The organism is Endozoicomonas sp. 8E, assembly GCF_032883915.1.
Classification (GTDB): Bacteria; Pseudomonadota; Gammaproteobacteria; order Pseudomonadales; family Endozoicomonadaceae; genus Endozoicomonas_A.
Genome location: NZ_CP120717.1, coordinates 2,978,125 through 2,999,196 on the forward strand (window position 1 = coordinate 2,978,125; position 21,072 = coordinate 2,999,196).

Consider the following 21,072-nt stretch of genomic DNA (forward strand, 5'->3'; position numbering starts at 1 on the left):
ATGTCTGGCAGCATCGATACCTGCAATGACCAGCAGCAAGTCATCCATACGACGTGTGCCTATTGCGGTGTTGGCTGTGGTATCAAGGCGACGATCACCGATAAAGATTTGCATATGGTAGATATAGAAGGCCGCAAAGATCACCCCGCTAATTTCGGGCGCCTTTGTTCAAAAGGGAGCGCTCTTGGGGAAACAGTTTCTCTGGAGAATCGACTGCTAACGCCTTTTATAGGTGAACAGAGAGTCAGCTGGGATTCTGCCCTGGATGAAGTCGCTGAGCGACTGAAAGCCACAATAGAAGAGTACGGCCCTGAAGCGGTGGCTTTATACGGTTCTGGTCAATTACTGACAGAAGATTATTATGTGGCCAATAAACTGATGAAGGGGTTTATTGGTTCCAGCAACATGGACACCAACTCACGGCTCTGTATGGCTTCTACGGTAGCCGGTCAGAAGAGGTCGCTGGGTTCCGATACAGTTCCCGGCAGCTACGAAGATCTTGAGTTGGCCGATATGATTGTTTTGGTCGGAGCCAATACGGCTTGGTGTCACCCGGTATTATTCCAGAGAATAAGGGCTGCAAAAGAGCAGCGTCCGGACATGAAGGTGGTTGTTATTGACCCCCGTGCCACAGACACCTGTGATATTGCAGACCTGCATCTTCCGCTGAAATCAGGCACGGACACCGCACTCTTCAATAAGCTATTCAGCTATCTCGATAAGCACAATAAGCTGGATCAGTCGTACATTGATCAGCACACCCAAGGTTTTAATGAGGCTCTGAAAGCCGCCAGAAAAATAGGAAACTTTTCAGAGGTCGCTGAAATTTGCGGGATTGAAAAGGGTGCACTCAAGCAGTTTTGTGAGTGGTATGCAGAGACCGATAAAGTCGTCACGGCCTGGTCTCAGGGTGTGAACCAGTCTGTTGCCGGTACCGATAAAGTCAATGCCATCATCAACTGTCATCTGATTACGGGTCGTATTGGTAAGCCGGGCTCCGGACCCTTGTCGCTTACGGGTCAACCTAATGCAATGGGAGGCCGTGAAGTTGGAGGTCTGGCCAATCAGCTGGCTGCCCACATGGATTTTTCAAACACAGACGATGTAGATCGGGTCAGACGGTTCTGGAAGGCGCCGAATATTGCCACTGCGCCGGGTAAAACAGCCGTCGATTTGTTTAATGCCATGGATAAGGGCGATATTAAGTTTGTCTGGATTATGGGCACCAATCCCGTAGTCAGTATGCCTGATGCCAATAAGGTTATCAGTGCGCTGAAAAAGTGTCCGACGGTCGTCGTTTCTGATTGTATTGAGAAAACAGACACTTCTGAGTTTGCCCATATTCGCTTGCCAGCGGCTGGTTGGAGTGAAAAGGATGGCACGGTCACTAACTCGGAGCGAAGAATTTCCAGACAAAGGGCCCTTTTTGATCTTTCCGGAGCCTCTAAACCTGACTGGTGGATTATTTCCAAAGTGGCAGAAAAAATGGGTTTTGGTGAAGCCTTTGATTATCAGAGGGCTGCTGATATTTTCCGCGAGCATGCGACTCTTTCTGCTTTTGAAAATAATTCTGAGGGTCGTAGAAGAGATTTTGATATTGGTGCTCTGGCTGCTATCTCAGATGCAGAATACGAAGCGCTTGAGCCGTTTCAGTGGCCACTGGTTTCCGGGCAAACGTCTGCTCATTCACATACAAGATTGTTTGCGGAAGGTGGTTTCTTCACTGAAACAGGTCGTGCAACTATTGTTTCGACGACGTTTAAGGTCTCCTATCATCAGCCCAATGCTGATTATCCGCTGCTGCTGAATACTGGCAGGGTTCGTGATCATTGGCACACTATGACACGCACCGCACTCTCTCCCAGGTTGAGCCAGCATATTGATGAGCCTTTTCTGGAAGTTCATCCTGGCGATGCTCAAAAATATGGGCTGGTTGATCAGGCATTGTGCCGATTGTCTACAGCCTTTGATTCCATTTTGATCAGAGTGGCTGTCACACCTTCAGTAGGTAAGGGTAATGTTTTTATGCCCATGCACTGGACACGCCAGAACAGCAAGACCGGGCATTGTGGTGTGCTGGTGAAGCCTGCGGTAGACCCCTGGTCAAAACAACCGGGCTGTAAACACACTCCTGCACGGATTGAGGCTGTTTCTCTGAAACAACAGGCTGTCTTACTGAGTCGCAAAAAACAGGATTTTGAGCCATTTGATTATGCGACAGAGGTGAAATTTCAGCAGGGATTCCGATATGAGCTGGCAGGTCGAGGCATTGGTTCTACCATGCTGGAATCTATCGGTTCAGACAAGGAGAGAATTGATTACACCGATCCGAAGACAGGCAGTGCTCGTAGCGTCTGGTTTGCTCTCGGCCAGTTACAGGCTCTTCTTATTGTGGGAGAGTCATTGTCAGATTGTGATCGTGCCTGGCTACAGGCTGCCTTTGAAAAAGAGGATATTCCTTTTTCGGAACGCTGGCGCTTACTGGCAGGTATGCCACCTCAGGGAGAAGATACCGGCAAAGTGGTGTGTGCCTGTTTTGGTGTGGGCGAGAAAACTATCTGCCGTGCGATTGAAGAGGGCGGTTTCAGTGATCCTGCTCAGGTGGGGCAGTCTCTGAAAGCCGGAACAAACTGTGGCTCCTGTATTCCAGAGATTCGCAAGTTGATCACCAGCGCAACAGCATTGACATAGATACACCCTCCTTTCGTTCTGAGTTTGTCGAAGGAGAGTCCCCAAACTTCGACAAGCTCAGCGTGAACGGTGGGGGATAGAAGGCTTAACTGCACTAAATAATACCTGAGCCGATCTCACTATCTTCTAATATCGGATACAGATCGGCATCAGGCAATTGATAATGCCACCACTCGTTTTGTAAAGAGTCGAATCCGGCGACATTCATGGCACCTGCCAGTATCAACCGGTTTTTCTGTGCGAGCTCTGAAATCTGGTCATTGCCATGGTGAGCCAGAGGGCGAAAGTCATCAAATTCTGTACCCATTTCCAGTGTCCGTCCAAACTGATCAACCAGCGTGAGGTCAATAGCTATCCCTCTGCAGTGAGTACGCAACCCGGTTTTCGGGTGAGATACATATTCAGGGTTTGGTACACAGTTAAAGAGTTCTTGCTGGGCTTCCAGGGGGCGGAAGGCATCCCATATTTTTAATTTGAGCCCCATGGGTTGAAGAACTTCAATGGCGTTTTGCAATCTGTTGGCAGCTTCCTCGTGCATCAGGCAGAGAGGTTTTTTATAAACCTGCTTACCGGTGAAGTTGTTCTCGCTGGCATAGACTATCTCGAGAACAAGGTCGTGGCTTTGCGGTGTGACTTCAACTAATGGGTGCGAGTTCTTCATAAATTGTTCTAACCTTCAGGCATTTTCAATTCGGGGTAAGGGTAATTATCGTCAACAGGTTTCTAAAGTTCTGGTTTTACAGGTTTTAACAGGTTGACAGCCAGAGCTGTTACCAGTGCGCCTGCGATGGTGGCCAGAATGTACCAGAGGCGACCATCGACAACCGGTAGAACGATCCATCCTCCCCAGGGAGCGTAGTTGATGACTTCGGCCATGAACCCTATGACATTGCCTGTAATACCTCCGAGAACAATGGCGGGTATGACCCGTATCGGGTCAGCAACAGCGAAGGGGATCGCCCCTTCTGATATACCTATCATACCCATGGCCAGAGCAGCCTTGCCAGCCTCTCGCTCTTCAGCAGTGTATTTCCCGGGTGACAGCAGAGTGGCCAGCCACATACCCAGAGGCGGGGTGCAAATGGCGACGCCGACACCGCCCATAAGGTAGGGGTGGTTCTTGACCTGAGTCTGAGCAAACAGGGTAGCGACTTTATTGATTGGACCACCCATGTCAAAAGCGGTCATTCCTCCAAGAATGGCCCCCAGTGAAATCTTGGATAATCCCTGAAGACTATGCAACCAATCGTTAAGATGACTCATCATATTGGCGATGGGTTGTCCAATCACCCAAATCACCAGAGCGGAGGTCAGAAAAGTACCTGCCAGAGGGTAGACAAAGATGACAGCAACGGGTTGCATGTTTGATGAGAAGGGGATTTTCTTGAGTGCGTTGACGATATAGCCTGCGATAAGCCCGACAATCATAGCCCCCAGAAAGCCTGATCCGGACTGAGCTGCCAGCCACGATCCGATCATGCCGGGCGCAAGACCGGGGCGACTGGCTATAGACCAGGCGATGTAGCCTCCCAGAACAGGGATAAAGAGGGTAAAACCAGCGACGCCGATCTCCCAGACATCTTTGAGAAAACCCGACTCGGGCGGGGCTCCTTTACCATGAAACATGACAGACAGCGATAGGAGCACTCCGCCAGCTACCACGAAGGGTATCATGTGGCTGGTACCTGTCAGTAGGTGGGATCTGAGCTTAATGAATTCTGCTTTCACGCTATTCATTAATATTACCCGCTTTAGTCAGTGATGCCCTCTGAGGTATCTGGATAGCGAAATCTTCGGGGCCGGCCAACAGGCGAGCGGGTTCCGGAGACTGGCTGCTTTTTATCCCGAATAAATTCAGTGAGAAGTGGCCAGGGAAGCCATAACTGAAAAGGTTGAGCCTCATAGGGGGGCTATCCGAGCTTTAAATGTGAAAGCTGAAGTCTAGCAGCTCAGAAGGATTGTCAAGTATGAAAGCGGGCTTGGCTTCTTCAAGCGTTTTACGATCGTGCCATCCCCAGCTGACTGCAACGGGAACAGCGCCAGCTTCTCGGGCTTCATGCAGGTCTCCTGAGGTGTCACTGACGAAATAACAGGGCTGATCCGGGTGCTGTTTCATCACTGTCCGTATTTTGTCCGTTTTGATGAAGCTCTGCTCCACACCCATTATTTCCCTGAAACACCGGATATTTTGATTATTCAGGAAATGCTCTGCAGCTTCGGTAAAATTGGATGTGATCAGGTACAGAGGGAAGTGTTGAGCAAGATACTGCAAGCCCTCACTGACATCAGGAATAGAAGGGCAGTTTTTCATGAACTCCAAATGGGCAAGCCGTGCATGATTTATAAAAGCGTGTTGCACCCTGCCTCCGGCAACTCGCTGGCTTAGCTTATTAAAGAAATTACCTTCAAACAGGGCGAGAACTTGCTCTTCTGTGGCCAGATCTTCTGCATCCAGTTTGATCAGGACTTCTGACCAGAAAGAGAAGAAGGGTTGCCAGGAGTCGGCAATCACGCCACCCATATCAAACAGAATCGGACAGGACATAACAGCTCCAGTGATAAGAGGGTGTTGCTCAATAGGTGGAGAATACTCCAATGTTACTTGTTTGTCGCAGACTGTCTCGATCGCAAACGGGTGTTGAGCATCTCGACGGCCAGAGAAAACGCCATGGCAAAGTAGATGTAGCCTTTTGGGATATGAAAGTCGAGACCTTCTCCCATAAGAGAGACTCCAACCAGAAGCAAAAAGGAGAGCGCTAGCATTTTGAAGGTAGGATGATCGCTGACGAACTCTCCGATAGGGCCTGCAGCGAACATCATAATGCCTACCGAAATGACAATGGCGGTGATCATAACCCAGAGGTGTTCTGCCAGTCCCACTGCTGTGATGACTGAATCCAGAGAGAAAACAATATCAATAAGAGCAATCTGGATCAGGGTTGTAACATACCCTCTTGGTTTCAGATGAGATCCTTCATCTTTGCCGGGCTCAATAGAGTCGTGAATCTCGTGAGTGGCTTTAATCAGCAGGAAGAGCCCGCCTCCCAGAAGAATCAGGTCCCGACCGGATAGGGTATGATTGAACAGGTGGAATAGAGGGGAGGTGAGGCTCATGATCCAGGTAATGGAGAGCAGCAGGGCGATCCTTGTGAACATGGCAAGCAACAGCCCGAGTCTGCGGGCGCTGTTGCGTTGGTGTGCAGGCATTTTGTCGACAACGATCGTAATAAAAATGATGTTGTCGATGCCCAGAATAATCTCCAGGAGGGTCAGTGTTGCCAGAGCTATCCAGGGCTCCGGGGTCAGGAAAAGTTCAGTCATTGTGTCTATCGTATTCGCTCTATCGTATTAGTCGTTCTTGCCGGGATACTCTTCCCTAAGCCACTCGTTAGTAATATCGGTTAAAAATAGACGAGACTGATAGTGGTGAAGAACGTTTTGACTCCTGGAAGTCTGACAGGTTGTCTAGGAGCCTGACCGAGAATAGACTGCCCTACTGCGGCGGCAGCAAATCGGTCTGAAAATCCGCTTTTGTTCGTCAAATAGCTCGCTATTCTCCTCACGAAACCGAATTTTCATCCTCAATTTTCTGCCGTCCTCGCTACGGGCGCTATTCTCGGTCAGGCTCCTAGCCGGTGTTGTGAGCAATCAGCTCGAGGCATTGTTTTTGATCTCTTTCGAGAAAATGCAGGTCATGTTGCGAGGGTGTTGAAAGTGTGCAAAAAAGTCTGAGGGAGTGGGGAGGGCTGAAAGCCGATAAGACTTCGGCTTTCAGCAGGTAATGGCTATAGCAGTGATTAGCGATCGGAAACCGGGATAAAGTCTCTGGAAGTTTCGCCAGTGTAGAGCTGACGCGGACGACCAATGCGGTATTCACCACTGATCATTTCATGCCAGTGAGCAATCCAGCCCGGAGTACGACCGGTCGCGAAGATTACTGTGAACATCTCTGTTGGAATGCCCAGGGCTTTCAGGATGATGCCGGAGTAAAAGTCTACGTTAGGGTACAACTTCTTCTCGACGAAGTATTCGTCTTCCAGGGCTATCTTTTCCAGACGTTTGGCGATCTTGAAAAGCGGATCGTCTTCCAGGCCCAGTTCGCTCAGTACTTCGTCGCAGGTCTGCTTCATAACCTTGGCGCGTGGGTCGAAATTTTTGTAGACGCGATGGCCAAAGCCCATCAGACGGAAGGGGTCATTCTTGTCCTTGGCGCGATCAATGAACTCATCGATGTGTTTCTCATCACCAATTTCGTTCAGCATGACCAGTACTGCTTCGTTGGCACCGCCGTGAGCCGGTCCCCAGAGAGCTGCAATACCGGCAGCAATACAGGCGAATGGGTTGGCACCACTGGAGCCTGCCAGACGTACAGTCGACGTTGATGCGTTCTGTTCGTGGTCGGCATGCAGCAGGAAGATGCGATCCATGGCACGGGCCAGTACAGGATTCACTTCGTACTCTTCACAGGGAGTAGCAAACATCATGTGCAGGAAATTGCCGCCGTAACCCAGGTCATTGCGTGGGTAAACGAATGGCTGGCCGATGGAGTATTTGTAGGTCATGGCTGCCAGGGTAGGCATTTTGGAAATCAGGCGATAGGCACAGATTTCACGGTGACGTTCGTTAGTGATGTCCAGTGAATCGTGATAGAAGGCCGAGAGAGCGCCTACTACGCCGCACATCACGGCCATGGGGTGAGCGTCGCGACGGAAACCGGAGAATAGATCCACCATTTGTTCATGAATCATGGTATGACGCATGATGGTGTCTTCAAAATGCTTCTTCTCTTTACTGTCTGGAAGTTCGCCATAAACCAGCAGGTAGCAGGTTTCCAGGTAGTCAGAGTGTTCAGCAAGCTGCTCAATAGGGTAGCCACGGTGCAGTAGTACACCCTTTTCACCATCTATGTAGGTGATCTTTGACTCGCAGGAAGCTGTAGATACAAAACCAGGGTCGTATGTGAACAGACCATTGGCAGTCAGGCTGCGAACATCAACAACATCTGGGCCCAGAGACCCGGTATGTACAGGAAGTTCCAGTTGTTTGCCGTCAATCGAGAGGGTTGCTTTCTTTTCAGCCATCATAGGCTCCTGTCTTGCCGTTTATTCTGTCGTTATCGTCTTCTCGGACCCATAATTATTATGCGCACAGAATAAGTTTTTTTTGGTTGGGGCCCTTTACGGTTCGACCACTATAGGGCCAGAAATTTGTTTGTCAAACATGTGTATCTTTGAAAAAGTCTGCGCAATAAGTTCAGAGGTCTATAGTAAATTTGCTTAGAGGGTTAATCAATTGTAATTGAAAACCGAACTGTTTATACTTCACAGCCGAAGTCGTGGAGGGCTTCATGAGGGGGGGTGAGAAAAGAACGTTAACATGAATTAACGCGGTTTCTTAACCTGCATTCAGGGTAGCCTGTTCAGGCAAGCCTGATAAAAGAGGGCATGAACCCGAGTAGGTCATAACCTCTGGATATTGTTGCTGATTCAGCTGTGCACGCCTCGGGCGTTGGGACAAAAAACGTGAATAGCAAAAGACCTGTCAATCTAGACATAACCACAATTAAACTACCTCTGCCAGCGTATACCTCGATCCTGCACAGGATTTCGGGAATATTGCTGTTTGTCGGGGTGGGTTTCCTGCTCTATGCACTGGATCTGTCGCTGTCTTCAGAACAGTCCTTTGCGGAACTGAAAGCACTCATGTCGGGTGGCCTGGTCAAATTTATTGTCTGGGTGCTGCTTTCCGGACTGATCTACCACTTTGTTGCCGGTGTCAAGCATCTGTTAATGGATGTCGGTATTGGTGAAGGTAAGGAGTCAGGCAAGGCTGGTGCGATCATTACCATTGTTTTATCAGCTGTACTGATTGTGCTCGCGGGGGTGTGGGTATGGTAACAAATATTACCAACTTGTCCCGAAGTGGACTCTACGACTGGATGTTGCAGAGGCTGTCTGCCATCATTCTGGCTGCGTACACCTTGTTTATAGGTGGCTATGTTCTCATAAATCCCGGTCTGGATTTTCAGCAATGGAGCGGCCTGTTTGAACAGACCTGGATGAAGGTGTTTACCTTGCTCGCCATTCTGTCCATTGCTGCCCACGCCTGGGTGGGAATGTGGACAATAGCCACTGACTACCTGAATGCTCGTGCATTTGGGAATAAGTCTGTTTTGATTCGTTTCCCCTTCCAGCTGATCTGTTTTGTGGCAGTATTCAGTTACATCGTCTGGGGCATTCAAATTCTCTGGGGTAATTGATCTATGTCAGCTCTTCGCACACTGACTTACGACGCCATCGTAATCGGCGGCGGTGGCGCTGGCATGCGCGCTGCTCTGCAACTGACCCAGGCCGGTATCAAAACGGCCTGTGTGACCAAGGTGTTTCCAACTCGTTCTCATACTGTATCTGCCCAGGGTGGCATTACCTGTGCCATTGCCAGTGCAGATCCACAGGATGACTGGCGCTGGCATATGTTCGACACCGTCAAAGGTTCGGACTACATCGGTGACCAGGATGCAATCGAGTATATGTGTTCTGTAGGTCCCCAGGCTGTATTTGAACTGGAACATATGGGGCTGCCTTTTTCTCGTACTGAGGAAGGGCGTATCTATCAGCGACCATTCGGTGGCCAATCCAAAGAATTTGGCAAGGGCGGTCAGGCTGCTCGTACCTGTGCAGCTGCTGACCGCACAGGTCATGCTCTTTTGCATACACTCTATCAAGCCAACCTGAAAGGTGGTACTACATTCCTGAATGAATGGTACGCCGTTGATCTGGTGAAGAATCAGAATGGTCAGGTGGCGGGTGTTATCGCGATTTGCATGGAAACGGGCGAAACCGTTTATGTCAAATCCAAGGCAACTGTTATGGCTACAGGCGGTGCCGGACGTATCTATGCTTCCACCACTAACGCCCTGATCAATACCGGCGATGGTATTGGTATGGCTTTGCGTGCCGGCTTCCCGATGCAGGACATGGAGATGTGGCAGTTCCATCCAACCGGTATTCACGGTGCGGGGGTGCTGGTGACTGAGGGCTGCCGTGGTGAAGGTGGTTACCTGATCAACAGTGAAGGTGAACGTTTCATGGAGCGTTATGCGCCTAATGCCAAAGACCTTGCTGGTCGTGACGTAGTAGCCCGTTCCATGATTCTGGAAATTCTGGAAGGGCGTGGCTGTGGACCGGATAAGGACCACGTGTTGCTGAAGCTGGATCATCTGGGTGAAGAAACTCTGAATCTGCGTCTGCCAGGCATCTGTGAACTGTCCAAGACATTTGCACATGCTGATCCGGTTAAAGTGCCTGTTCCGGTTGTACCAACCTGTCACTACATGATGGGTGGTATTCCGACCAACGTGGGTGGTCAGGCTCTGTTCCCGGATGCTGAAGGTAACGACAAAGTTGTAGAAGGTCTTTACGCCTGTGGTGAAGCCGCATGTGTATCTGTTCACGGTGCTAACCGCCTGGGTGGTAACTCCCTCCTGGATCTGGTCGTGTTTGGCCGTGCAGCGGGTATCCAGATCGAGAAAAACCTGAGAGAGGGTTTCGACGGTGTTGATGCTTCTGACAGTGATATTGAAGCGGCCATGTCCCGTCTGGATCGGCTGAACAAGTCCGGTAGCGGTGAAAAGGTTGCCGACGTCCGTAAGGATTTGCAGAGCATCATGCAGCTGTACTTCGGTGTATTCCGTGAAGGCGATAGTATGCAGGAAGGTCTGAAGAAACTGAATGAGCTGGGTGAGCGTCTGGAAAATACTCACCTTGAAGACAAGAGTCAGGCATTTAATACAGCCCGCATTGAAGCTCTTGAACTCGAGAATCTCTATGAAGTAGCTTATGCCACAGCGGTTTCTGCCGAAGAGCGTAAGGAGTCTCGTGGAGCACACGCCCGGAACGACTTTACCGAGCGTGATGATGAAAACTGGTTGGCACATTCTCTGTATTTTCCGGCTGAAAAACGGGTCGGCAAGCGTCAGGTTAACTTTGCACCTAAAACTATGGACGCTTTTCCACCGAAAGCCAGAACCTACTGAGGAGGAGGCAGGAATATGTTGGGTAGTTCGTTAAGTGTTAGCGTCTATCGCTACAACCCGGAGTCTGACTCCAAACCTTACATGAAAGACATTGTGGTGGATATTCCTGAAGGCAAAGACCTGATGGTGCTCGATGTCTTGAACCTGATCAAGGAAAAGGACGAAACATTAGTGTATCGTCGCTCCTGTCGTGAAGGTGTTTGCGGCTCCGATGGTATGAGCATTAATGGTACCAATGGTCTGGCTTGCGTAACTTCTCTTTCGGAAGCTATGGGCAGCAAGAAGAAATTGATTTTGCGTCCCTTGCCTGGTCTGCCAGTCATCCGTGACTTGATTGTGGATATGAGCCTTTTCTATAAACAGTACGAAAAGATCAAGCCCTTCTTGATCAATGAAGAGCCTGCGCCGGCCATAGAGCGTCTGCAGAGTCCTGAAGATCGTGAGAAGCTGGATGGCCTGTATGAGTGCATTCTCTGTGCATGTTGCTCCACAGCATGTCCATCTTTCTGGTGGAATCCAGACAAGTTTGTTGGTCCATCCGGTCTCCTGCAGGCATATCGTTTTCTGGCTGACAGCCGTGATACTGCGACTCAGGAACGTCTTGCGGATCTGGATGACCCGTTCAGCGTTTTCCGTTGCCGTGGTATCATGAACTGTGTGGCTGTGTGTCCAAAAGGTCTGAATCCAACCAAGGCAATTGGTCATATTAAACAGATGCTGTTTGATAGTGCATCCTGATCGGTTACTCTATAAAGTGGATTTAAGAGATTAAACAGACAACAGGGGGCTCTTTTATTGCTGCATAAGAGACTCCCTGGAAGAGGAAGTTGTCGGGGAACTCGTTATCAGATTAATTTGAGGCTGGTCCGATGACGTGAAATGTGCGAATGTTGTGTGAGCGTACGTTTTTTGCTATCAGCAGTATCTACACTGGTTTTCAAAACTGATTTTCAACACAAAGGGTCTGAGGCTGGCGCCAGAAGTCTGGAGAAGCTGATGATCCAAAGAAAATTTCTGACTATAGTTGCGCTGTCGCACGAATTAAGTGGAACTGTAGTTTATTCTAAGCTTGGCTGACTACTGACTCTCTAAACCAATGAAGGGCAGGTCAGGCAGGTTTTATCAGCGGGACGGCCGGTCAATCACCGGTCTATCTGTGGAGTTTGAATAAGCGGGGGAGGCGAAAGCCCCGGTGTTCAGCGTTCTGCCTGTCAGGACAACAGACAGCAGGCCACAGTGCGACTCTCATGATTAGACAGCCCTTCATTCACGGGGTAGTGATGATGCAAGAAGGTGTGATGCAGCAAATGTGGGATACTTCACATATTTCCGGGGGGAATGCTGCATACGTCGAAGAACTTTACGAACAATTCCTTCGCGACCCGAATTCGGTCTCTGAGGAGTGGCGTGATTATTTTGAAAAACTTCCTCAGGTCAATGGTGGTGGTCCGGATGTACCTCATTCCACCATCCAGGAGAATTTTGTCTTAATGGCGCGCCAGCGTCAAAGCACCCGCCCAATCCAAGCCGGCACCATTTCCAGCGATCATGAGCGCAAGCAGATTCAGGTGTTGCGTTTGATCAGTGCCTTCCGAATCCGGGGGCATCAACTGGCCAGAATCGACCCATTGGGTTGTATGCAGCGTGAACAGTTTCCCGATCTGAGTCTTGAGTATCATGGGCTGAGCGAAGCAGATCTGGATACTGAATTCCAGACCAGTACCATTTTTATCGGTAAAGAGCGGGCGACGCTGCGTGAGATTATCGATTCTCTCATGGCCACCTACTGCGGTTCCATTGGTGTTGAGTACATGCACATTGTCAACACTGGAGAGCGTCGCTGGTTCCAAAGCCGCATGGAAAGTGTTCGAGGTCGTCCGGATTTGGGCCTTGAAGGCAGGCAGCATCTGCTGGAACGCCTGACTGCGGCAGAAGGTCTGGAAAAATACCTGGGAACCAAGTACCCGGGCACCAAACGTTTTGGTTTGGAAGGAGCGGAATCACTGATTCCTATGCTGGACGAAATTATCCAGCGCTCCGGTTCCTACGGCGCCAAGGAAATCGTGATCGGCATGGCACATCGTGGTCGCCTCAACGTACTGGTTAATATTCTCGGAAAGAACCCTTCCGAGCTGTTTGACGAGTTCGAGGGTAAGAAAATGGCCGATACCGGCTCCGGTGACGTGAAGTACCACCAGGGCTTCTCCTCCAACGTCATGACGCCGGGTGGTGAAGTTCACCTGGCATTGGCATTCAACCCTTCTCATCTGGAAATTGTGTCCCCTGTTGTGGAAGGCTCTGTGCGTGCTCGTCAGGATCGTCGTAACGATACAGCCCGTGGTCAGGTTATACCAATTGCCATTCACGGTGATGCCGCTTTTGCTGGTCAGGGGGTTGTCATGGAAACCCTGCAGATGTCCCAGACCCGTGCTTATAAGACCGGTGGTACTCTGCATATTATCGTCAACAATCAGGTGGGTTTTACAACCAGCAAACAGGAAGATGCTCGTTCTACAGAGTACTGCACGGATGTAGCCAAGATTGTGGGTGCTCCTATCCTTCATGTGAATGGTGATGACCCTGAAGCCGTCCACTTTGCGACCAAAATGGCGCTTGATTACCGAATGGAATTCAAGCGCGATGTTGTTATTGACCTGGTCTGCTACCGTCGCCGTGGACACAATGAGGCCGATGAACCTTCCGGTACACAGCCACTGATGTATCAGATTATCAAGAGTCACAAGACTACCCGTGATCTGTATGCAGAGAGACTGGTGGCAGCAGGCGTCATGGATGCAGAGAAGGACAAGGCGCTGGTAGACAGCTACCGTAATGCTCTGGACAACGGTGGTCATGTTGTTAAGTCGCTGGTAAAAGAACCCAACAAAGAACTGTTTGTTGATTGGGCTCCTTATCTGGGACATGAATGGACTGCGCGTCACGATACCCGCGTAGCCCTGGCTACACTGCAGGGGCTGGGTCAGAAGCTGTGCAAGGTACCTGAGGGTTTTGTCGTTCAGCGCCAGGTCAGCAAGATTATTGATGATCGACTGAAAATGGCTGCGGGAGCACAATCCATTAACTGGGGTGCAGCTGAAACATTGGCATACGGTACCCTGATTATGGAAGGTCATCCGGTACGTATTACCGGTCAGGATGTTGGTCGAGGCACTTTCTCTCACCGTCATGCTGTGCTGCATAATCAGAAAGACGGGTCTACCTATGTACCGCTGGCCAATATCTCCGAAAATCAGCCTGACTTCCAGATCTGGGACTCTTTGCTCTCGGAAGAGGCTGTGCTGGCTTTTGAATATGGTTATGCAACTACGACACCAGGCGCACTGGTTATCTGGGAAGCCCAGTTTGGTGACTTTGCTAACGGCTGTCAGGTTGTTATTGACCAGTTTATTACCAGTGGTGAGCACAAGTGGGGTCGTCTCTGTGGTCTGACCATGCTGTTGCCTCACGGTTATGAAGGTCAGGGTCCGGAGCACTCTTCAGCCCGTCTTGAGCGTTATCTGCAACTGTGTGCTGAGCACAATATCCAGGTGTGTGTGCCAACCACTCCGGCTCAGGTGTTCCACATGCTGCGTCGTCAGGTGTTGCGTCCGCTGCGCAAGCCATTAATCGCTTTTACTCCAAAGAGCCTGCTCAGGCACAAGTTGGCAGTTTCCACTTTGGAAGAACTGGCTGAAGGAAGCTTCCAGACCATCATTCCAGAGATTGATGAACATGAAACAGCCGAAATTACCCGTCTTATCATGTGCAGCGGTAAGGTCTACTACGATCTGCTTGAGTATAAGCGTGCAAATGAACTGAAAAATTCAGTCATCATTCGTATCGAGCAGCTGTATCCTTTTCCTCAGGATGACCTGGATGAGGTGATTGCGCGCTATCCAAACCTGAAGGATGTTGTCTGGTGCCAGGAAGAGCCCATGAATCAGGGCGCCTGGTATTGCAGCCAGCATCATATGCGCCGTGCTCTCGATAATCACACTAACAACTTGCGTCTGGCTTATTCAGGTCGTGAAGCTTCTGCGGCACCCGCTTGTGGTTATATGTCCAAGCATGTTGAAGAGCAACAAAAGCTGGTAAAAGACGCTTTTAACGTTTAATTGATGATGCCCCGGCAGCTCCGGGGCGATAGGTCGCAACCCCGAAAGGATCCATAATGGCCACTGAAATAAAAGCACCAACGTTTCCGGAATCTGTCGCTGACGGTGTGGTTGCCACTTGGCACAAGAAGCCCGGAGAAGCTTGCTCTCGTGATGAGCTGCTGGTCGATATAGAGACCGATAAAGTAGTGCTGGAAGTTGTTGCTCCAGCGGATGGCGTGCTGAAAGAGATTCTCAAGAATGAAGACGACACGGTCCTGAGCGAAGAGGTTATTGCCGTTTTTGAAGCCGGTGCAGCGGCTGCAGCCTCCGCTCCAGCGGTTGAATCAGCGTCGGTAACCAATGAAGTGCCTGCTAGTACGGAAGAGCCAATTTTGAGCCCCGCTGCTCGAAAGATCGCTAATGAAAAAGGCATTGACCCTACGACTATTTCCGGCACTGGCAAGGGCGGTCGTGTCACCAAGGAAGACGTCGTTCGTCATGCAGAGCAGCGGCCAGCTCAGATAGCTGTTCCTGCTCCAGCAGTCCAGGCTTCTTCTGCTCCTGTAGTAGAAGCTACCACTCCGGTATTTGCTGGTGAGCGCACGGAAAAACGTGTACCAATGACACGTCTGCGTGCTAGAGTTGCACAGCGTCTGGTAGAAGCACAGCAGACAGCCGCCATGCTGACCACTTTTAATGAGGTCAACATGAAGCCGGTTATGGAACTGAGAGCCCGTTATAAAGATCAGTTCGAGAAGCGTCACGGTGTCCGTCTCGGATTCATGTCCTTCTTTGTCAAAGCCTGTGCTGAAGCCCTGCGTCGTTATCCTGCAGTTAATGCCTCCATTGATGGTAATGATATCGTTTACCACGGCTATCAGGATATTGGCGTTGCTGTGTCCAGCGATCGTGGTCTGGTAGTACCTATTCTGCGTAATGCTGAAAACATGAGCCTGGCCGACGTTGAGGCGAAAATCCGTGAATACGGTAAAAAAGCCCAGGGTGGCAAGCTGGATATTGAGGACATGACCGGTGGAACTTTTACTATTTCCAACGGCGGTGTGTTTGGTTCGCTCTTGTCTACACCGATTCTGAATCCACCTCAGTCCGCCATTCTGGGTATGCACAAAATTCAGGAGCGCCCCATGGCCGTTAACGGTCAGGTGGAGATTCTACCCATGATGAATCTGGCTTTGTCCTATGACCACAGGTTGCTGGATGGCAAGGAAGCAGTCACTTTCCTCGTTACCATCAAGGAACTTTTGGAAGATCCAGCCAGAATCCTGCTGGAATTGTAAGTTTTCATGGGTTATGCGGCGGCTCAAAAGGCCGCCATTCTCATTTTCTTGGAATAGAAGATATGGCAAATCAGTTTGACGTTGTTGTCATCGGAGCAGGTCCTGCAGGTTATGTTTGTGCAATTCGTGCAGCGCAGCTGGGCCTTAAGACTGCTTGTATTGAAAAGTGGACTGATGACAAAGGCAAAACAGCTCTGGGCGGAACCTGCCTGAATGTAGGTTGCATTCCCTCCAAAGCGCTGCTGGACAGCTCTCACAAATTTGTTGAAGCTCAGAAAGACTTCAAGCTGCACGGTATCAATCACTCTGGTGTGGAAATGGACGTGCCGCAAATGATCGCCCGCAAGAGCAAGATCGTTAAAACCCTCACTACTGGCGTCGGTGGTCTGTTTAAAGCAAATGGTGTGACTCTGCTGGAAGGCGCTGGTAAAGTACTGGCGAATAAGCAGGTTGAGCTGACTAAGGCTGATGGCACTGTTGAAGTTTATGAAGCGGGTAATGTTGTCATTGCTACTGGCTCCCGTCCGGTAGAAATACCCCCAGCACCGACTGATGGTGATTTGATTGTTGATTCCACCGGTGCCCTCGAATTTCAGGAAACACCCAAACGTCTGGGGGTTATTGGAGCAGGTGTTATCGGTCTTGAACTGGGTAGCGTTTGGGGTCGCCTTGGCTCTGAAGTCATTGTTCTGGAAGCCATGGATCGTTTCCTGGCAGCTGCCGACGAGCAGATCTCCAAAGAATCCATGAAAATCTTCAAGAAGCAGGGACTGGACATCCGTCTGGGTGCCCGTGTCACTGGTTCTGAAATCAAGGGCAATGAAGTACACGTTACCTATGCGGATTCTGATGGCAGTGAACAGGTTGTTGTATTCGACAAACTGATTGTTGCTGTAGGCCGTCGTCCATACACAGAGAGCCTGCTGGCTGCAGATTGTGGTGTGAACATGGATGAGCGTGGCTTTATTTTTGTTGATGATCACTGTGCTACTGACGTACCCGGTGTATACGCCGTTGGTGATGTAGTTCGTGGTCCAATGTTGGCGCACAAGGGCAGTGAAGAAGGCATCATGGTTGCTGAAATCATTGCTGGCCAGAAAGGCCATATGAACTACGATTTGATTCCTTCTGTGATCTATACCCATCCTGAAATTGCATGGGTGGGCAAGACCGAGCAGGAACTGAAAGCCGAAGGTGCTGATTACAAAGTAGGTACCTTCCCATTTGTAGCCAGTGGTCGTGCTCTGGCTGCTAACGAGACGGAAGGAATGGTTAAGGTTATTGCTGACAAGGTAACTGACCGTGTCCTGGGTGTGCACGTAGTAGGCCCGAGCGCTGCTGAATTGGTTCAGCAGGGAGTTATTGCCATGGAGTTTGCTGCCAGCACTGAAGACCTGGCTCTGACTATCTTCTCTCACCCCACACTGAGTGAAGCTTTGCACGAAGCCGTTCTGGCTGTAGACGGTCATGCGATTCATATTCCTAATCGTAAGCGTCGCTAATTGAGTGTCCGGGAATGACTTACTGGTGTGCGGAATACCCACTTATAGCAGTAAGCTTTCTCAATCAAAAACTGATGCGAAGAAGTGTCAGAGGGAATCTTGGCCTGTAGGACTTAAGACAATTTCATATTGAAAGTACAAGTTAGACAGGCGTCAGGACCCAAAGTTTAATTTCGATGCCTTAAGGGTTGGGGTCGAAACAAAGAAACCTTTTTATCCACGGATGTGGATAGGAATTTGATTAAAACAACAATGGTATTGTCAGTATGAATCTCCATGAATATCAGGGTAAGCAGCTGTTTGCTGAATATGGCCTGCCGGTATCCAAGGGTATTGCCTGCGATACACCGGAAGAAGCAGTTGCAGCCGCAGACCAGATTGGCGGAAATCAGTGGGTTGTTAAAGCACAGGTTCATGCAGGTGGCCGCGGTAAGGCTGGCGGCGTAAAGCTGGTTAGCTCCAAGGATGAAATTCGTGAATTTGCCGAGAACTGGCTTGGTAAGAATCTGGTCACTTACCAGACAGACGAAAATGGTCAACCAGTTAGCAAAATTCTGGTAGAAAATTGCACCGACATCGCTCAGGAACTTTATCTGGGTGCTGTTGTAGACCGTTCTACCCGTCGGATCGTTTTCATGGCCTCCACTGAAGGTGGCGTTGAAATCGAGAAGGTGGCAGAAGAAACGCCAGAAAAGATTCTGAAGGCGACTATTGACCCTCTGGTCGGCGCTCAGCCCTATCAGGGTCGTGAACTCGCTTTCAAACTGGGTCTAAACGCTATTCAGGTTAAGCAGTTTACCAAGATCTTCCTGGGTCTGGCGAAACTGTTCCAGGATCTGGATTTGGCTCTGCTGGAAATCAATCCATTGGTTATCACTGAAGCTGGCGATCTGCATTGCCTGGATGCCAAGCTGAACATTGATAGCAACGCTCTTTACCGTCAGCCTCGTCTGAAGACCATGCACGATCCTTCTCAAGAAGACGCCCGTGAAGCCCACGCTGCTCAGTGGGAACTGAACTACGTAGCCCTGGATGGTAACATCGGCTGCATGGTAAACGGCGCTGGTCTGGCTATGGGTACCATGGACATCGTTAAACTGTCCGGTGGTGCTCCAGCAAACTTCCTGGACGTGGGTGGCGGTGCTACCAAAGAACGTGTCAGTGAAGCTTTCAAGATTATTCTGTCAGACGATAGTGTTAAAGCGGTACTGGTTAACATCTTCGGCGGCATCGTTCGCTGTGACCTGATTGCTGACGGCATCATCGGTGCAGTGAAAGAAGTCGGCGTTGAAGTGCCTGTTGTCGTGCGTCTGGAAGGCAACAACGCTGAGCTGGGTGCTCAGAAACTGGCTGAAAGTGGACTCGATATTATCGCTGCAAGCAGTCTCTCCGACGCTGCAGACCAGGTAGTAAAAGCAGCGGAGGGTAAATAAGAATGAGTGTCCTGATTAATAAAGAGACCAAAGTGATCTGCCAGGGCTTTACTGGCTCTCAGGGAACTTTCCACTCCGAACAGGCGATTGCCTACGGCACTCGTATGGTTGGTGGTGTTACTCCTGGTAAGGGTGGTCAGGAGCATCTGGGTCTGCCTGTATTCAACACGGTTGCTGAGGCAGTCGCTACAACCGGCGCTGAAGCTTCTGTAATCTACGTGCCCGCCGCTTTCTGTAAGGATTCCATCCTCGAAGCTGCTAATGCCGGTATTAAGTTGATTGTCTGCATTACTGAAGGTATTCCAACTCTGGATATGTTGGACTGTAAGGTTCGCTGTGATGAGCTGGGTGTTACTCTGATTGGTCCTAACTGCCCGGGTGTTATCACTCCGGGCGAGTGTAAGATCGGCATTATGCCAGGCCACATACATAAACCAGGTAAAGTCGGTATTGTTTCCCGTTCCGGGACCCTCACTTATGAAGCCGTTAAGCAGACCACTGACTTTGGTTTTGGTCAGTCCACCTGTGTCGGTATCGGTGGTGACCCGATTCCTGGCTCCAACTTCATCGACATCCTGAAGCTGTTTCAAGAAGATCCACAGACTGAAGCGATTGTTATGATCGGCGAAATCGGTGGTACAGCTGAAGAAGAAGCGGCTGCTTACATAAAAGAGAATGTAACCAAGCCGGTTGTCTCCTACATTGCCGGTGTTACTGCACCTTCAGGTAAGCGTATGGGTCATGCGGGTGCAATTATTTCTGGTGGTAAAGGGACTGCTGACGAGAAGTTTGCTGCTCTGGAAGAAGCTGGTGTTAAAACCGTCCGCTCTCTGGCAGAAATCGGTCAAGCTCTGAAAGAGAAAGCAGGTTGGTAAGAGTCCTATCTGATCAGTTTTGACTCATTATACGGCTCATCTCAGAGGAGATGAGCCGTTTTTTTAGTGATTTCCTGAGTGACCGCCCTCCTGTTTACCTGCATCCTATCGGGATTTCGGAATATCGCTATAGGCTGAAGCCGCTCAATGGCACATAGTTTCGCGTTTATCTCCACCCTCAGGGAATTCTACAGTGGATAAACCGAATCTGAATCCTGATAAATACAGTTTTGCGAAGGCCCTCAGGCCTTTTTCCTTTTCTGTTGCACTGATCACTTGTGGATTAGGGATCGCCGTGGCTTTCTCAAAGGGAGAGGGTGATATTGCAAGTGCTGTGGCTGTTATGATTGCGGGTATTTTATTACAGGCAGCCAGTAATCTGGCCAATGATCATGCTGACTTACATTTCTGGAATGGCAAGACAGGCCAATTGGCAGAGCAGGTGATTCAGCAGATTCGCAGGAACTTTGCTTTTGCCGGTCTTTTTGCCCTGGTAGCAACTGCCATAGGACTCTGGCTTGTCTGGAAAACAGGCTGGCCTTTATTTCTAATGGGGCTTTTTGGTGTTACTGCAGGGTACTTCTATACAGGAGAGCCTGTCGTCTATAAACATCTCGGTCTGGGGGTTCCAGCCGTTTTCCTTCTAACTGGGGTGCTGATGGTAAGCGGGTCTTATTATGCGGTTGCTGGTGTCTGGGATAATAAGCTGCTTTGGGTTTCTATACCGGTAAGTCTTTTAACTGCTGCCCTACTGGTGTCGAATGAAATTCGTGACTATCTGGAAGATCAGTCTTCCAGTATCCGAACCCTGACTGTCAGAATAGGGTTTGATGTGGGCAGGATATTCTACGCTGTATTGTTGCTGTCGGTATACCCGATCAGCTATTACCTCTACCTGAATAACTTACTGATAAACCCCGCTTATCTGATATTTTCGTTGTTACTCATCTGGCAACCGATTAAATTGTTAAAATGTTCACCAGGTGATTGTGAGTTAAACAAATTGCCGCCTATGACTGGGTGTTTTTTTCTGGTGTTCGGCATCTGCTTTATATTGAGCGTGATTAGACTTTCTTGATAATGAATTTAGGCCAAAGGACTCTCTATTGAAAAATTTAGAGTGGCGAAGTAAATGCAATTT

Annotated in this window: 16 protein-coding genes; 11 read left to right on the forward strand and 5 right to left on the reverse strand. The window is 49.7% G+C overall.

What is annotated here, in order from left to right; all coding sequences use genetic code 11:
- Entirely contained in the window at nt 1–2,691 is a 2,691-nt protein-coding gene (locus tag P6910_RS09305) for a molybdopterin-dependent oxidoreductase (protein ID WP_317145994.1), read from the forward strand.
- A 94-nt stretch (nt 2,692–2,785) separates the two neighbouring features.
- Here the strand turns inward: P6910_RS09305 and ddpX are convergent, their stop codons facing one another.
- The 5 genes from ddpX to gltA form a co-directional block, all read right to left on the reverse strand.
- Nucleotides 2,786–3,352, reverse strand: a complete 567-nt coding sequence (ddpX, locus tag P6910_RS09310; protein WP_317145995.1) for a D-alanyl-D-alanine dipeptidase — start codon at nt 3,350–3,352, stop codon at nt 2,786–2,788.
- 62 nt (nt 3,353–3,414) lie between these two features.
- The gene (locus P6910_RS09315) at nt 3,415–4,428 is read right to left on the reverse strand and encodes a PTS fructose transporter subunit EIIC (protein WP_317145996.1); all 1,014 of its coding nucleotides are present in this window, start codon (nt 4,426–4,428) and stop codon (nt 3,415–3,417) included.
- A gap of 184 nt (nt 4,429–4,612) precedes the next feature.
- Entirely contained in the window at nt 4,613–5,236 is a 624-nt protein-coding gene (locus P6910_RS09320; RefSeq protein WP_317145997.1) for an HAD family hydrolase, read from the reverse strand.
- Nucleotides 5,237–5,289: 53 nt separating this feature from the next.
- Nucleotides 5,290–6,012, reverse strand: coding sequence for a TerC family protein (locus P6910_RS09325; RefSeq protein WP_410493892.1), 723 nt, complete (start codon nt 6,010–6,012; stop codon nt 5,290–5,292).
- A 476-nt stretch (nt 6,013–6,488) separates the two neighbouring features.
- Nucleotides 6,489–7,772: a citrate synthase gene (gene gltA / locus P6910_RS09330; RefSeq protein ID WP_317145998.1), complete on the reverse strand. Its 1,284-nt coding sequence runs from the start codon at nt 7,770–7,772 to the stop codon at nt 6,489–6,491.
- Nucleotides 7,773–8,213: 441 nt separating this feature from the next.
- Between gltA and sdhC the strand changes: the two genes are divergently transcribed.
- From sdhC to P6910_RS09380, 10 genes are all read left to right on the forward strand, one after another.
- Nucleotides 8,214–8,588: a succinate dehydrogenase, cytochrome b556 subunit gene (gene sdhC / locus P6910_RS09335; RefSeq protein WP_317145999.1), complete on the forward strand. Its 375-nt coding sequence runs from the start codon at nt 8,214–8,216 to the stop codon at nt 8,586–8,588.
- A complete protein-coding gene (sdhD, locus tag P6910_RS09340; RefSeq protein WP_317146000.1) occupies nt 8,582–8,950 on the forward strand; it encodes a succinate dehydrogenase, hydrophobic membrane anchor protein in 369 nt (122 codons plus the stop codon). The genes sdhC and sdhD overlap by 7 nt, the downstream gene beginning before the upstream one ends.
- A gap of 3 nt (nt 8,951–8,953) precedes the next feature.
- Nucleotides 8,954–10,726 carry a succinate dehydrogenase flavoprotein subunit gene (gene sdhA / locus P6910_RS09345; protein WP_317146001.1) on the forward strand — a complete coding sequence of 591 codons (1,773 nt, stop codon included), beginning with the start codon at nt 8,954–8,956 and terminating at the stop codon, nt 10,724–10,726.
- 15 nt (nt 10,727–10,741) lie between these two features.
- Nucleotides 10,742–11,464: a succinate dehydrogenase iron-sulfur subunit gene (locus tag P6910_RS09350; RefSeq protein ID WP_317146002.1), complete on the forward strand. Its 723-nt coding sequence runs from the start codon at nt 10,742–10,744 to the stop codon at nt 11,462–11,464.
- 545 nt (nt 11,465–12,009) lie between these two features.
- Entirely contained in the window at nt 12,010–14,841 is a 2,832-nt protein-coding gene (locus P6910_RS09355; protein ID WP_317146528.1) for a 2-oxoglutarate dehydrogenase E1 component, read from the forward strand.
- A gap of 56 nt (nt 14,842–14,897) precedes the next feature.
- A complete protein-coding gene (gene odhB / locus P6910_RS09360) occupies nt 14,898–16,121 on the forward strand; it encodes a 2-oxoglutarate dehydrogenase complex dihydrolipoyllysine-residue succinyltransferase (RefSeq protein WP_317146003.1) in 1,224 nt (407 codons plus the stop codon).
- Between the two features lie 62 nt (nt 16,122–16,183).
- The gene (gene lpdA, locus P6910_RS09365) at nt 16,184–17,623 is read left to right on the forward strand and encodes a dihydrolipoyl dehydrogenase (RefSeq protein ID WP_317146004.1); all 1,440 of its coding nucleotides are present in this window, start codon (nt 16,184–16,186) and stop codon (nt 17,621–17,623) included.
- A gap of 266 nt (nt 17,624–17,889) precedes the next feature.
- Nucleotides 17,890–19,056: an ADP-forming succinate--CoA ligase subunit beta gene (gene sucC / locus P6910_RS09370; RefSeq protein WP_317146005.1), complete on the forward strand. Its 1,167-nt coding sequence runs from the start codon at nt 17,890–17,892 to the stop codon at nt 19,054–19,056.
- A gap of 2 nt (nt 19,057–19,058) precedes the next feature.
- Entirely contained in the window at nt 19,059–19,931 is an 873-nt protein-coding gene (gene sucD / locus P6910_RS09375; RefSeq protein WP_317146006.1) for a succinate--CoA ligase subunit alpha, read from the forward strand.
- 193 nt (nt 19,932–20,124) lie between these two features.
- The gene (locus tag P6910_RS09380; protein WP_317146007.1) at nt 20,125–21,009 is read left to right on the forward strand and encodes a prenyltransferase; all 885 of its coding nucleotides are present in this window, start codon (nt 20,125–20,127) and stop codon (nt 21,007–21,009) included.
- The last annotated feature ends 63 nt before the right edge of the window (nt 21,010–21,072 follow it).